Genomic DNA, 15,610 nt, shown 5'->3' on the forward strand with positions numbered 1-15,610 from the left:
CGGTATACTAAAAAAACAATATCAAAGTTATTTTAGTGACTGTAGCATAAATTTAGCCCCATATCATGCGAACACTATTACTTGCTACCAGCCTAACACTTGCCACTATTGGAACCACATTGGCACAGAGTTCTGGTGATTGTAGAACTGCAATACCGGTCTGTGCAGACGCACCTATTGAATCATTTGTAAATGGTTCAGGTGATATTGATGATTTTGACCCTGAAACCGTAAGAGAAACAGGTTGCCTCGAAAAAGGTAGCGTGAGTTCTGCCAATATTGAAAATGCCACTTCTTGGTACGTTTTTAGAGCTGGTACAGATGGTCAAATTGGTTTTGATATTGAAGCGCTGCCTGTTAATACTGGAGACCCTGTAACTGCTGAATTTGATTTTGCGGTCTACGGCCCTTTTGACCAAACCTTAGGAGATAATTTTTGTACTCAAATAGGTGGAGCAACTGTTGAACCAATTCGATGTAATTACGAAGTAAATACTACACCATTTACCGGTTTGGGGGTAAATCCGCAGAGTGGGCAAGAGGGAGCACCAAATGTAACAGGTAGTCAAAACACATATGATGAATATCTAGATGTTATTGCTGGTGAGGTATATTATCTCTTTATCAATAATTTTAACACAAACTTTAATGGTGACCCAGAGCCGTTTCGTTTAACCTTTACTGGTTCATCTGTTGATGAAGACCAAAACACCGCACTAGATTGTACACTTAGAGATGAGTTTTTAGGTTTTGATATTGTAGCATGTGAGGGAGACCCAGATATTGTTTTAAGCGCTCAAAATTCACCTGCAGGACCAAATATTAGTAGTGTTACTTGGGAGGTAGACTCTGATGATGATGGTACTAGAGATGCTGTACTAGCTAGTGGACCAGGAGAAACCGAATACACTGTAACAAGTCCAAATTCTGGTAGATACCATGTAACCATTTTAACCACCTTTGGGGAAACCATAACAGATGATATTCTAATTACATTTTATGGAGTTCCACAATTAAATGAAGTTGTGGTTATTGATGATTTCATTAATAGTGACCAAACAGACCCCTACAATATTAGAATTGATGTACTGGGTGATGGTGAATATGAATATGCTATTAATAACGGCGAGTTTCAAGACGACCCTACCTTTTTAGATGTGCCACCAGGAATTAATACTGTAATTATAAATGATAAAAATGGGTGTGGTACAACCGAACCTATTGAGTTTTTGGTTGTTGGTTTCCCTAAGTTTTTTACTCCTAATGGTGATGCATTTAATAATTTTTGGCAAGTAAAAGGTATTGAGGAACTTATAAATCCGAGTGTGTATATTTTTGACCGCTATGGTAAATTGCTAAAACAATTAGATGAAACATCAACCGGTTGGGATGGTACATTTAATGGTAGAGATATGCCTTCTTCTGATTATTGGTTTCGTTTAGATTACGAGCGTAATGAACAAGACTTGGTTGTAGCAAAAACGGTGAGAAGACACTTTTCTTTAAAACGATAAAAGACCAGCAAAACTGGTCTTTTAATAGCTAATTTTTAAATTCTATTTTAGAATTTTACCGTATAGGTTAAACTCACATTAGAATTGGTTCTTAAAACATCAGCTGCATTGCCAATAATTTCAGAATCAAAAAATAATTCGTTTACATCTTGTTCAGTTCTACTGTATGCTAGGTCTAATCTGCTTGGTCCAAAATCATATCCAAAACCTGCAGAAAAGCCTTCTAAGTCGCCCATTATAGCTAAATTTTCATAAGGACTTTCTTCATAACGATAACCACCCCGAAGACTCACATTATCAATTCTATATTCTCCACCAATTCTATAACTATTCACAGCTTTTAAAGTAGACGAAATAAAATCGTTTTCATCAGCAAAAGCGGGGTCAGAAGTTGGTCTTAATTCTAATTGACTAAAATCTTGATACCCGTAATCAAAACTTAATAGCCCTTGAGGTCCAAAAACAATAGCTGCGCTACCGGTTAGTTTACCAGGTGTTTTAATAGTATATCTAGGAAAAAGATTTACAATATTTAAATCTATAAAACCCAATTCGTTGGTAATAGGGGCATTGGTGTTTATACGTTGAGAAAAGTCATCTTCTAAGCGATACCAAGTTGGAGATTGATAGGTAGCTCCTAATCTAATGTTATGATTCAATTTTGCTATACTACCCAATGCAAAAGAGAATCCATTACCTTCAGTATGCAAAAAATTATCAAAGGTGGTATTTTGAATTGAACTGTCTTCTAGATAGCCTGTTTCGTTGATTGAAGTAAACTTTTCATAGAGAATAGTATGAAAATTCAGTGAGGCTCCAAAAAATAAATTCTCTTCATATTGTCCAGAAAAATTTAGTGTCATTTTGCTATTATAGCCGTTAGTTTGTTGAATGTAATCTTGATTAACAGCATTATAACTTGCGTTAGAAATATAAGTAGTGTTGTCGTTTGTGTCTTCTGTTGGAGAGATTATTCCGGCCTGATAACCTAAAAATGCTTGTTGATCTACAAAACCCAAACTAGAACCAATATCTAAATAGGCATCTTCTATAAATTCACCATCTTGTATTTGTATTGGCCCAAATGGTACACCGTTAGCATAATTTAAAAAGTAATTATCTAATCCTTGATTAGTGTTACCAATAGCTCTGAACTCATTGTCAAAGCTTCTAGCCAAATCGTAATTTACAGCTAGCGCAATCTTTTTCCACGGACCACTCTTTGATTTAAAAACTAGTACACCACCAAGTTGATTTAACTCTAAATTGTTTACTGAGGTGGTGGTCAGTGAGCTTCCAAAGAAAGTGTCATTATTGGTATTATAATTAGCTCCTGATACAGAAAACTGACTGTAGTTAAAAACTGCAGAACCAGCAGGGTTCGCATGCAGGGCAGACAAGTCACCACCCAAAGCTCCAAAAGCACCAGACATACCTTGGTATCTTGCCGTACCATTAATATCTTCTAGACTATACCTAAGAGCGTCGTTTATATTTTGAGCGGTAACAAAACTACATGCCAAGCCCAATATGAAAAATAGTGTTCTTTTCATAGCAATTAATTTTTATTCGAATTTGATTGATTTTTAATTTCTGCGGCCACTACTACTTCTTCCACCGCTACTTCTACCTCCAGAACTACGTCCAGAACTTGAGCTTCTACCTACACTAGAACTTCTAGAAGAGCTTCCGCTAGAACCTCTATAAGAGCTGCTGCTAGAGCGAGTTGAAGATGAAGATGACCTTCTGTAACTTGAGCTTCTTGGTGCACTGCTTCGAGAGCTACGGTAAGAATTACTTCTAGAGGTACTGCTTCTAGAACTTCCATAACTACTTCTAGGCATGGTACTACGAGAACTTCTGTACGAACTACTTCTAGGTGTAGAATTTCTAGAAGACCCGTAAGAAGAATTGTTTCGTGTGCCAGAAGAGTAACTTCTATTATATCCACTTCTTGGTGTAGCGCTATAAGATCTATTAGAACGTGTAATTCCGCTGTATCTAGGAACAGTACGCGTACTTCTACTGCTTCTAAACTGACTATTTCTAGCTGCAGAGGCACTTAAATTACTTCGAGATGATGTTGACCTATTGTATCTAGATGAGGTTCCAGTTCTATATCTAGACGAGCTTCTGTTTGTTACAGCGGAAGACCTGTTTACCGCTGACCTTGACCTTGAGCTTGCTGTATTTAAATTAGAACGTCCTCTGTTATACCTAGTATTTTGAGCAACAGGGTTTCTGTAATAACGTCTGTTATTGTTGAAAGCATAGTTGTTATAATAGCGGTTGTTCCATCCATTATTCCAGCCCCAGTTGTTCCAACCCCAGTTGTTCCAGCCCCAGCCAGCATTCCAGCCCCAGCCCCAGTTGTTCCAGCCCAAGCCGTATCTCCAAGGTCTATTCCAGCCCCAGTTATTCCAACCCCAGCCAGCGTTCCAACCCCAACCAGTATTCCAAGCATTCCAGCCCCAGCCGTTCCAACCTGCATTCCATAGCCATGGATTATTCCAACCCCAACCAGCGTTCCAACCCCAGCCGTTATCATATATATTTATATTAACGTTTGAAGGATTATCACCCCAGCCTGGATTTCCTTCATAGGTATTATTGTAAGCAAAATAATCAGTTTGTTCGCCTAAAGGAATAGAGTCGTTAACCACATCACTATAATAATCGTCAACGTCTGTAAAAATCTCGCTATCTAAAATTTCATCATATTGATTGGCTTTTTGACCAAAATAATCACCATACTTGTCTTGTTCAACAGTTCTATTTTGAACCGCTTCAGCATTTCTTTTTTCGACAGACACTGTACGGTTTGCCTGACTGTAAATACCATCATCATCGTAATATGATGCTTGTTGGTAAGAACCACAAGAAGTAATAGCTAATGCTAAGCCAAGAAAGCTGGCTAGCTTAAAAATTTTGTTTTGGCGGGGTAATATAGCTTTCATTTGAAACAATTTTTTATTCAACAATTTAAAAATATGGTTAGCTTTGACCTTTTATTTTACGTTAAAATAGTCACAAGTTTTGTGCCAAACTTTCATAAATGGGTAAAAATCTAACGAGTAGAGCAGAAGACTATTCAAAATGGTATAATGAATTGGTTGTCAAGGCAGACCTTGCAGAAAATTCAGGAGTAAGAGGTTGTATGGTAATTAAACCCTATGGTTTTGCTATCTGGGAAAAAATGCAGGCTGGTTTAGACAAAATGTTTAAAGATACTGGGCATCAGAATGCGTATTTCCCACTTTTTATTCCAAAATCATATTTGAGTAAAGAGGCAAGTCATGTAGAGGGTTTTGCAAAAGAATGTGCTGTGGTTACGCATTATCGTCTTAAGAATGCAGAAGATGGTAGTGGTATTGTAGTTGATGAAAATGCCAAGCTAGAAGAGGAGTTAATTGTTAGGCCAACCTCAGAAACAATTATTTGGGATACGTACCGAAAGTGGATACAATCTTACAGAGATTTACCCCTTTTAATAAATCAATGGGCTAATGTAGTTCGATGGGAGATGCGTACACGTCTTTTTTTAAGAACAGCTGAATTTTTATGGCAAGAAGGGCATACTGCGCATGCAACCAAAGATGAAGCAATGGCAGAAGCCAAACAAATGATGAATGTGTATGCCGAGTTTGCTGAAGAGCATATGGCAGTGCCAGTAATAAGAGGGGTAAAAACAGAAAGTGAGCGTTTTGCAGGAGCTGAGGAAACTTTTTGTATTGAAGCCTTAATGCAAGATGGTAAGGCTTTGCAAGCAGGAACATCACATTACTTAGGTCAAAATTTTGCAAAAGCATTTGATGTAAAATTTGCAAATAAAGAAGGAAAGCAAGAATATGTTTGGGCAACTTCTTGGGGTGTTTCAACACGTTTAATAGGTGCCTTAATAATGACGCATAGTGATGATAATGGTTTGGTGTTACCACCTAAATTGGCTCCTATACAAGTGGTTATTGTACCAATTTATAAAGGAATGGAGCAATTAGAAGCTATTTCTGAAAAAATTAATCCGTTAGTAAAAGAATTGCAAAAAAAGGGTGTTTCAGTAAAGTTTGATAATAGAGATACACATAAACCAGGCTTTAAGTTTAACGAGTACGAACTTAAAGGTGTTCCTGTTAGACTAGCAATTGGTAAAAGAGACCTAGAAAACGGAACTATTGAAATTGCTAGAAGAGATACTTTAGAAAAAGAATCTATAGCCTTTGATGATGTGGTGACAAAAATTGAAGGACTTTTAGTGGATATTCAGAACAATATTTACAAAAAGGCATTTGATTATAGAGAAGCCAACATAACACCAGTTGACACCTATGAAGAGTTTAAAGAGGTATTGGAAGAAAAAGGTGGTTTTGTATCAGCACACTGGGATGGTACCATAGAAACAGAAGACAAAATAAAGGAAGAAACCAAAGCAACAATTAGGTGCATTCCTTTAAATGTTGAAAAAGAAGAAGGTAAGTGTATTGTAACCGGTAAACCTTCAGCAAATAGAGTGTTGTTTGCTAAGGCGTACTAGGAAAGAATAAATTTTTTTTCAAGGCATTTGCAATACTTAAAAATAGTTGTATTTTTGCATCCGCAAATTATGCAACGTACGTTCATTTAGCTTATGGCCCGTTCGTCTAGGGGTTAGGACGCCAGGTTTTCATCCTGGTAACAGGGGTTCGATTCCCCTACGGGCTACAAACTAATTGTGAAAGTTAGAATTTAAAGTTTTTAATGAAGGCTTTTAAGAAACTTTAAACTATAAATTCTAAGTTTTACGTTTAAAAATAATGGCCCGTTCGTCTAGGGGTTAGGACGCCAGGTTTTCATCCTGGTAACAGGGGTTCGATTCCCCTACGGGCTACAAAAGGTTAATACGGTTTTTGAAAATCAATTCAAAATCCAAACAAAAAATAGAAACAGAAAAAATGGCGAATCACAAGTCAGCATTAAAAAGAATTAGAAGAAACGAAGCAGTACGTTTACGTAATAGATATCAGCACAAAACTGTGCGTAATGCAATTAAGAAATTACGTAATGAAGAAGATAAAAAAGAAGCTGAGACTTTATTACCAACTGTAGTTGGTATGATTGATAAATTAGCCAAGAAGAACATTATTCATAAAAACAAAGCTGCTAACTTAAAAAGTAAGTTAGCGAGCAAAGTTGCTGCTATGTAATTCTGTTTTTAAAAAATTTTGAGCCCTAATTGCTTCGCAGTTAGGGCTTTTTTTTGGTCTTATTTCAAGATTTGAAAATAAAAATGTTGTAAAATCCTACAAAATAGTTGTGTAGGGCTGTAAGAGTGAAATTGAATTATAACGATTCACTTTAATTTTGCGTTCTATTATAGCAATGCGAATAAAAACAAATAAATATCTAGTAATTGCGCTCATATTGGCGTTAATTTTTCATGGTGCCGGAGTATTCTTCACCATAGAAAAAACATATGATGCGCTAATTCACTTATTTTTTGCTGACCATTATGCAAAAAGTTGGTGGAACCCGTGGGAGCCAAGATGGTATACTGGGTTTAGTGTAATGACGTATCCACCATTAGTACACCAACTAATTGGTTTGTTTTCTTATATAGGTGGCCTAAAGTTTGGTTTGTTCGTCTGTAGCTTTGTAGCTATTATTCTATTTACCACAGGTGCCTATCGTTATGGTAAAATGATGACGGGTAATAGAGATATTGCAGGCTTTACGGCACTAATAGCAGTTTTTTCTTCATCTTTTATTGAAACGCTTCATGTTTTTGGACAACTCCCCAGCCTATTTGGTGTGTCTATGTTAATGCATGCAATGCCCGAAGTGTATAAATACATTAGCACAGGTAAGGTAAAACATTACATAGCCTGTATGTCTATGATGGCGTTTACCATAACTTCTCACCATGTTACCCCTCTTTTTGGAATGGTGTTTTTTATTCTGCCATTAATGGGTACAGTAGTTATGGATTATGCCTCCGAAATAGCTGGCAGTTTTAAAGCCGTTCGTTTAAAACATTTTATGGAGGCATTGAAACCTTGTTTACCAAGAATTGTAATATTTGGGTTATCTGTAGTTTTTTGCCTTATTGTTTTAATACTACCTTATTGGATAACTACTATGAAGGAACCTATTACACAGGTGCCAATTCCGCATGGTTCAAGAGATAGTTTTTTAGAAGTTACCTCTTCCGGATTAGCTTTTTTTATAATTCCGTGGGGTTTTTTAATGTTTATTTTTCCGTATTTATTCTACAGATTTTTTTCTAAACGATACATATTTTTTGGACTCTCTTTTGCCATGCTTGCATTGCTAGGTACTGGTGGAACAACCCCTTTACCAGAAATGATTTTAGGCTCTAATGCATTTAATATTTTAACCCTTGACCGTTTTACACTTTGGGGTTCTATTATGGCCTTACCTATATACGGTGAGTTTTTATACCGTTTTGCGCATACAGATTTTAAGGAGCTAATACAACGTAAGCTGGGTAATGTTGCGCATAGAGCATTAGGTGGAATTGTGGCATTTCTAATCATTTTTAACGCGGTATCCATCATTAATCTGGGGTATTTTAAACCGCTGCAACCGCAGAAAATAAATATGCTGCCAATTATAAATTTTTTATCTGCAGACGAGCATTACAAATGGCGGTATATGACCCTAGGATTTGGAGACCAAATGGCGTGGCTTTCTGCAAACACTCACGCCATGCAAATAGATGGAAACTACCATTCTGCTAGAAGGTTACCAGAACTTACCACTAGAGCGGTAGAACGCTTAGAAAACGCCAAATTTTTAGGGGTAGAAGGTTTAGGCTCACTTCAGCAGTTTTTAACAGTACCTAATAAATACAACATTAAATTTATTTTCTCTAATGATAAGTTTTACGACCCTATACTTTATTTCTGTGGTTGGGAACGTATTAAACCATTAGCTAATGGCATTGCAGTATGGCAAAGGCTCGGGGTACAACCCATACCAGATATTAAACCTTATAAAGATTATCCTAGATGGCAACGGATTATGTGGGGTACCATACCCGTAGCCACAGTGTTAATTGCCTTATTTGTAAATATTAGAATTATAATTATTTCAGCGTTAAAGCTTAGACCAGTAGACTCAAATCCATATGATAAATTTAAAATGGTACCCAAAAGTTTTAAACCCAAACTTGGTTTGCTTCTTGGGGGTTGGTTTGTATTCACAACCGGGATGATTCTCTTTGGTATTTACCTGTTTTTTATACAGAGTCAAGAACAAATTTCACCTGAGAATGTAATCTTAGCTTACCATGACGATTTAGATTTTAAACGCTTTAAAAAAGCACATTCTTACTATGACCCAGATTACGGTAAAACATTTGACCAGTTTATGTTAGAAACATCTGTTAGTGATGGTTTATTGAGTTCTTACGGTAAATTAAATGCGGTAGATTTTGAAATATTTGAACGCACTAAAAATCATGCTAAAGCAAAGGTGTTTACAGAATATATTACCCCATTAACCTATGTAAAAGACACCGCGGTTGTTGAACTTAATAAAAAGAAAGACAACAAATGGTATATTGTTCCAGAGGTCTTTGATGTTGATATACCAAACGATCAATTGTTTAGTATTGGAGAACCTAAGTATAAAAATCACGGTAGGCGAAGAGTTACTACGCAACAAACCTTTCATGAAGATATTGTACCCCAACCCGTAGTGGAAATTTTAGAGGCAAAGATGGTAGAGAATGATAATCAATTCTACATCATTGGAAGAGTTCAGAATATAGACAATTTGCCTGCTGATTTAGATTTGAAATCCACCATTTACACGGCTGATTTTAAGGAGATAGGGGTATACAATGCTCAGAATACTATAAAACACAAACTTTTGCCCAAAGAGGTTTCAGCTTTTAAAATTCATTTTGAGGCTGTTGCATGGCAGAAAATTAAAGATAGTATGCCTCAAGTATTTGAACCAGATACATTTACCCCAATGATTTGGGAAGATGTACCTGCTGTTTTTGACCTTCAGGCTTCGGCTAACCAAACAAGTCAAGATTTGTATAGAGAAATTGGCGTAAATGATTTAAACATTCAAGGTGATGTTATTACGGGCTATCTTTATAATTATGGAATTTCAGATGTTACCATACCGCAGCTTTTAGTGTCTTATTATAACGATAATAATGAGCTGGTATGGGTAGAAGATGTTGTAGTTATGGTAGCCACACGGCCTCAACGTAAGAGTCCGTTTGAATTCAGACTTAAAAAATTTGATTGTCATTACACCTATCCACAAAAAGAAGATAACTGGTTTGTTAATGGCCTACCTAATGATGATATCAAACAAAAATACCTTGCACACCGCAAAGATTCTCTCTTTTATACTGACTTAATTCCGGTTAACGGAGATATCTATTCAAAAATAAAAATTGAAGTCAATAACTATATAGGTTCACCAGATTAATGCAATTACCCCCAACCATAACCGCTATTTTTGAACGGGTACAAGATTTTCGTAATAAAATAAAAAAGCGAAGAAAAGTCCTATATCGCCGTGCATGGCTATTGTGGCCGTTTAAGTTTATTTGGGTTAATGCATTAGTTATAAAACGTATTTTAAACTATCCGTTTAAAGATTATAAAAAGCTTTCACCATTTTCAAGAGTAGTTGGCATAACATCGAGTATAATTTTGGGCTTATTTCTCTTTATAGTTGTAAAAAAAACAACAAGTACAGACAAGGTAATTTACCAGAAAAAAACCTATAAAACGTTTGAATGCGAAGTGGTTTCCAACTCTGAGAAATTAATCGAAGTTAATCAAACTCATCTAGCAACCTATGAAATGGAATGTTACAATACTATTCCCATAACAGTAATGTATGCTTCAAGTTATGGTTCTATTGTGGTAAAAGACACTGTTCAAGACGGTAAATTAGTATATGAAACTCCTGATTTTATTACCCAAAAAATTGGGGATTATACCATTCATCTTTTGTATGGCGAAAAAAGTATTCTAAAAGACAGTCTACAAGTAGTTACTAAGGAAGAAAATATCGATTTTATTGAGTCTTATTTTGGGCCAAGAATCATTTTAGCAGGCGGTGTAGATTTTAGTATGTTGACCGTAGTTCCTGTGGATGAATTTGACAATCCTATGCCAGATAATACGCCGATAACGGTTCATGAAAATTTTAAAGAAATGCAGAAAATGCATTTGCAAGAAACGTTTGACTTAGTATCGTTTAAACGGTTTTACTCTTACAATCAAACTGGTAAAATTACAGTGAGCATGAACTCCCGTAATGGAATAACCACCAAAGAAAAGACTTCTGATATTTACCCTTATACTCCTAAAGACTTTACGCTAACACAAAGCAAAGAGCATAATTTTGCCGATGGTAATGAGGTGGTTACCGTGCAGACCTCAATAATCACAGATATTTTTGGGAATACCGTTCAAAATGGTACTGTTGTCCACTTTCAAATTAAAACAAATACGGGAAAGCAACTAGCTGCCTACGCAAAAACGGTAAAAGGTATTGCTACGACCAAAATACAACACCCCTATTCAGAAGAATCTTGGCAAATTCAGGCCTTTATCCCTGGACTAGCACAAAGTGATTTGTTACAAATTGACTTTGAACAAATAGTAGCTGAATTTCCTGTTGACTTTTTAAACCACGGTAGAAAAATAAAAGTTGGCCCAATAAAAAGTTACATGGGCCAATTAGTACCTAACGGCACCAAAGTAAAACTCTTAATTAAAGGCGAAGGAAAAGCGGAAGAAATCAACCAAGGTACGGTAGGTGGAGTAACGTATTTTATACTTAGAGATTTTTACTACCCGCCAGGAGATTATGAGTTACAAATAGAAACATTAGGCGTTCAAGAACAACACCAAATACCCTTGTTTAGTGAAGATTAATAGAACAGTATATAGGGTAGGAGTAATTGCAGTATTCGTTATTGCTAATTTGTTTATTCTCAGGGGTATTAGTAGTGTAATTGCCTTTGTAAAATCAGGTGCTGACAGAGAGCAAATGATGGCCAAGGTGTTAAAGGTTAATGATTATTACAAACCCGTGTTTAATTGGGTGAATTTAGATAACCCAGGAAGAGAATTTATAGCCAAGAATCAAGGTGAAGTACAAAGAGATTATTCCGATTCCTGGTACGTTAAAAATTTAAGTCAGTCTGTAAACACAAAAAAGGGAATTGCTGACTTTTTTACTGATAGCTCAAGAGTAAATCTATTTAAGATTATTGATTTTAATAAAGAGAATAATCTAACCGTTCATGGAACCACCTTAAATCATAATATCGACATTAATTTTTTCTCGGCAGATGGTAAGTTGGTAGCTTTTGATGATAAGAACGTTCACGAAATTTATAAAATTTATCAAAACGATTCTTTAATTACTCAGCAAGATGTGTACTCCAATTACAAAATTGTTATGTTGCTCGAAGACGGTTTTTGGCGTATTCGTCATATGGTAAGAAACGATACCACTTTGATTGACAAACAAAGGATAAAGACAGTAGAAGAAAATATTGTTCAACGTAAGGGTAAGCAGTTACTATTAAATCATAAACCCTTTTACATACGAGGCATTAACTATTATCCCAAAGATACCCCTTGGGAGATGTATGGTGATAAATTTAACGACACCATCATTGCGCAAGACTTTCGACTGTTAGATAGTTTAGGATTTAATACTGCTAGAGTATTTGTCAATTTCAATGACTTTGGTAAAGAAGAGGTTGATGCAAAAATGGTAAATCAACTAAAACAAACCCTTGATTTAGCGCAACAAAACAATCTAAAACTTGTAGTAACTCTTTTTGATTTTTTTGGAAACTACGACATTATAAATTGGACATTAACAGAACAACATTTAAAAGGAGTGGTAGCTCCGTTTAAAGAGCACCCTGCAATATTAGCTTGGGATATTAAAAACGAAGCCGATTTAGATATGCAGGTGCATTCAGAAGAACAGCTGACCTCTTGGTTAAATTTTGCAATACAGAGGCTACAATTTTATGACCCCAATCACCTAAGTACTATAGGTTGGTTACATCCACATCCGCATTTTGCAGAATCTAGTACTACCGATGTATTTACGTTTCATTTTTATGAGGATGTAAATCGATTTAATAGAACATATGAAAAATGGTCTAGTTTTTCTGATAAACCGGTAGTTGTGGGTGAATTTGGTTTGCATAGCTATAAAAAGTTAATTTTTGGAAATTCTGAAGAAGAGCAATTAGAACATTATAAAACAATCTTAGATAAAATTGATGCAGGAGAAAAGCATTTTATTGCTTGGACATTATATGATTTTCCCGAATTGCCTAAAAAGGTTTTTGGTGTTTTACCATGGAAAACACTTCCTCAAAAAAATATGGGTTTGTTTACCACAGAAGGCAAACCTAAATTGGTTTTAAAAGCTTTTGAAGCAATAGGCATGAGGCCTAATCAGGAATTTAATTCAGTTGAGAATAGTTACAACCTTAACAATAGTGAAAAAAAGAATGAAAAGGTTGTAAAGTCAGATGGGATAAATTTGTCAGACGATAAATTAAAGAAGTCAGAAGTAGAAAAGCAATTAGCTGATAATCAAAAGGCAGAGGTTAATGAGTCAACAACGAAAATAACCTCTAGTATAGTTCACGAAAAACAGAATATTAATGTAGTTAATACTACTGATAAAAGTATCGATACGGCAAAGCCAAAAAAACTAAGTTGGTTTGAAGATAAATGGGATTCTGGATACTATTTGGTCATTGGTGTTTTTAAGGAGCAAGCTAATGCTAAAAACGAGCAGCAACGTTTACAACATCACAATTTACAAGTGTCTTGTTATTTTGATAAGCCTAAGGGGTTATTTTATTTAGTTGATGGCCCGTATTCAAACAATTCACTTATTATACCAGCAAAAGAAAAAATAAAACAAGCCGGATTAGATTCTTGGCTACTTAGAAAGTAGATGTTAAGCAAAAGCTCTTCTTTTATTTAACAAAAAGCCAACGGTAAATAACAAATACATAATACTTACCACAATCCACAAAATTTTCCGAAGTTCATAAGTCAAGAAAAAATCTACATTTAAATAACCATTAAGTAAATAAAATGGGTAGTATAAGTGAAACAAAAACATACCGGCATTAAACCATACCATAAGATTGTATTTGCTGGGTTGAACAACATTTAGTTTTTTAAGCTTTCTAAAGTGAATTACAATTAGGGTATTTATTAGAATAGAATTTAAACATTCCGCATAATACAAGTCAGAATGAAAAGGGTCTTGAAATAGTAAGGAAACAGCATAGCCCACATAGGTTATTATTGCAAATACTTTTACAAGTTTGCGATGTTTTTTTGATTTTAAAACGCCATGATATACCCAATACAAATACCCATAAAAAAAAAGGCTGTATATGTTATAGATTACAACATTGTGCCAATCATTTTCTGTTTCTTCAAAAAATGAAAACGCTTCAAAGTTAATTACTAAAAACCCTAATAGTTCATTAAAAAAGGTATAGGCAATAAGTAATGGAAAAAACCCAAGAGGTGTATCGTAAAAGCGTTTATAGGTTACCAATGAGGTAACTAAAGCTAACATATAAAATACAAGTATAATCAAGAGCGCTACAAAGTTTTAATATTCTAAATTAAAGATAGATGGGTATTATGATTGTATTTATCTAAATGCTTTTCTACTACATTTAAAAAAACCAATTGAGAATAATAAATACATAAAAACGATTAATAGATAGTGTAAATGGGGTGAATATAAATTCACATAATAAACTCTAAATAGTTTTAGAGCACTATATGGCAAATGAAAAATAATTATTCCAAGACTTATCCAATAGGCAAGATTGTGCTTTCTTAAAGTTATGTTTTGTGTAGTATATATTTCTTTTAAGTGAATAAAGGCGAGAACCGAAATAGATAAGCAGCCAAAAACAAAAGCAAAAACTAAGCTCTCTTTTAAAGGATTACTATAATAAGAGTTTACGACATTTAATATGATAAAAACCAAAAAAAGATAGCCAATTAATCTTCTGAATTTCAGGTGAATCAATAAATCATAGTAGACCTTTAAAAAAAAAGAAAAGAAGAAAAAATAATATATATTATAAATTAGACCAGTACTTTGACTGTACGCAGGCTGATATATTAGCTGAAAATCTTCAAAATTATAAATTAGATAACCCAATAATTCATTGAAAAAAGTATAGGCTAAAAATATTGGAAAATACTTAAAAATGGTATCAAAGTACTTTCGGTAATGAATCATGGAAAACAAAAAGGTGATTCCATAAAAAATTAAAAAATATTGTGTTTTTAAAAATTCGAGTATCACCTTTTAGTTTAAAAAATTAAAAATCACCATATGGTGGTGGGTGGTTGTTAGCATCATTTAAAATTAAACTTCCATTGCCATAAAGGAAAGAATTGAAATTGGGAATAAAAGATGCTTCAGATTTTGGTTCATCATCTTCCTCTTTTTTGAAGAAATTACTCATTAACAGTGCTTTGCCATTGTCACCTATGTAAATACCGCCATATCCTCCTTCGGCTTTTGCTGCAGGAACCACAAAAACGGTATTACGTCTTTTCTTTTTCCAGCCTTTTTCCAAATCACCGTAATTACCCAAATAAATGCGTAAACTGTCAACTGTTGTGCCTCCTTTTTTAGCCTCTTGTTCAACGAACGCTATATAATCTTTCATTACGTTAATATCAAAGGTTACAAATTGGGTGGGAACAAAAGCCTTATCTCCAGCTTCTTGCATTTCAGTCTCAAACTTCATTATACTTTCAGCCCTCCGTTGTTTGTAGTTTTTGAATAATTCGTCGGCCTTATCCAAGCTGATAAGCTGTTTTGGAGCCATTACTTCGGCAGTAGGGGGCGTATTTTCTTCTTCCCCAGCAGTGTTTTCTTTAGGTTTTTCTTGACAGCTGGTAACAAAAAGTAACAAGCTGAGAAACCCTAAAGTAGATTTAAAGTTCTTCATAATTTTAGATATAAATTAGTGTTTGTACTGCGGGGAAACATCGTAAAGATATCATTTTTAGCTAAATGAGAGAAACATAAAA

The 15,610-nt window shown here is 34.8% G+C and carries 10 protein-coding genes and 2 tRNA genes; 8 read left to right on the top strand and 4 right to left on the bottom strand.

Translation table 11 applies throughout. From position 1 onward, the window contains the following. Positions 1–65: 65 nt before the first annotated feature. Positions 66–1,514, top strand: a complete 1,449-nt coding sequence (locus H5V42_RS12635; RefSeq protein ID WP_185783539.1) for a T9SS type B sorting domain-containing protein — start codon at positions 66–68, stop codon at positions 1,512–1,514. 47 nt (positions 1,515–1,561) lie between these two features. Here the strand turns inward: H5V42_RS12635 and H5V42_RS12640 are convergent, their stop codons facing one another. Continuing rightward, positions 1,562–3,067 carry an OmpP1/FadL family transporter gene (locus H5V42_RS12640; RefSeq protein ID WP_185783540.1) on the bottom strand — a complete coding sequence of 502 codons (1,506 nt, stop codon included), beginning with the start codon at positions 3,065–3,067 and terminating at the stop codon, positions 1,562–1,564. Between the two features lie 33 nt (positions 3,068–3,100). Then, complete coding sequence (locus H5V42_RS12645) at positions 3,101–4,471, bottom strand: hypothetical protein (RefSeq protein WP_185783541.1); 1,371 nt, start codon at positions 4,469–4,471, stop codon at positions 3,101–3,103. Between the two features lie 98 nt (positions 4,472–4,569). On the opposite strand from H5V42_RS12645, the gene proS reads away from it, so the two are divergent. The 7 genes from proS (at position 4,570) to H5V42_RS12680 (ending at position 13,487) form a co-directional block, all read left to right on the top strand. Continuing rightward, entirely contained in the window at positions 4,570–6,045 is a 1,476-nt protein-coding gene (gene proS / locus H5V42_RS12650; protein ID WP_185783542.1) for a proline--tRNA ligase, read from the top strand. 95 nt (positions 6,046–6,140) lie between these two features. Next, a tRNA-Glu gene (locus H5V42_RS12655) sits at positions 6,141–6,212 on the top strand. A 94-nt stretch (positions 6,213–6,306) separates the two neighbouring features. After that, positions 6,307–6,378 (top strand) — tRNA-Glu (locus H5V42_RS12660). 64 nt (positions 6,379–6,442) lie between these two features. After that, positions 6,443–6,694 (top strand): 30S ribosomal protein S20, encoded by a 252-nt coding sequence (rpsT, locus tag H5V42_RS12665; protein ID WP_185783605.1) that lies wholly within the window; start codon positions 6,443–6,445, stop codon positions 6,692–6,694. A gap of 175 nt (positions 6,695–6,869) precedes the next feature. After that, a complete protein-coding gene (locus tag H5V42_RS12670) occupies positions 6,870–9,962 on the top strand; it encodes a hypothetical protein (protein ID WP_185783543.1) in 3,093 nt (1,030 codons plus the stop codon). Further along, complete coding sequence (locus tag H5V42_RS12675; protein WP_185783544.1) at positions 9,962–11,425, top strand: hypothetical protein; 1,464 nt, start codon at positions 9,962–9,964, stop codon at positions 11,423–11,425. The genes H5V42_RS12670 and H5V42_RS12675 overlap by 1 nt, the downstream gene beginning before the upstream one ends. Continuing rightward, the gene (locus H5V42_RS12680; RefSeq protein WP_185783545.1) at positions 11,415–13,487 is read left to right on the top strand and encodes an SPOR domain-containing protein; all 2,073 of its coding nucleotides are present in this window, start codon (positions 11,415–11,417) and stop codon (positions 13,485–13,487) included. The genes H5V42_RS12675 and H5V42_RS12680 overlap by 11 nt, the downstream gene beginning before the upstream one ends. 3 nt (positions 13,488–13,490) lie before the next feature. Here the strand turns inward: H5V42_RS12680 and H5V42_RS12685 are convergent, their stop codons facing one another. Further along, positions 13,491–14,147 carry a hypothetical protein gene (locus H5V42_RS12685; RefSeq protein ID WP_206682545.1) on the bottom strand — a complete coding sequence of 219 codons (657 nt, stop codon included), beginning with the start codon at positions 14,145–14,147 and terminating at the stop codon, positions 13,491–13,493. Between the two features lie 742 nt (positions 14,148–14,889). Next, positions 14,890–15,528: a hypothetical protein gene (locus H5V42_RS12690; RefSeq protein ID WP_185783547.1), complete on the bottom strand. Its 639-nt coding sequence runs from the start codon at positions 15,526–15,528 to the stop codon at positions 14,890–14,892. Between the last annotated feature and the right edge of the window lie 82 nt (positions 15,529–15,610).

It is taken from the genome of Croceivirga lutea, assembly GCF_014235875.1.
Classification (GTDB): Bacteria; Bacteroidota; Bacteroidia; order Flavobacteriales; family Flavobacteriaceae; genus Croceivirga; species Croceivirga lutea.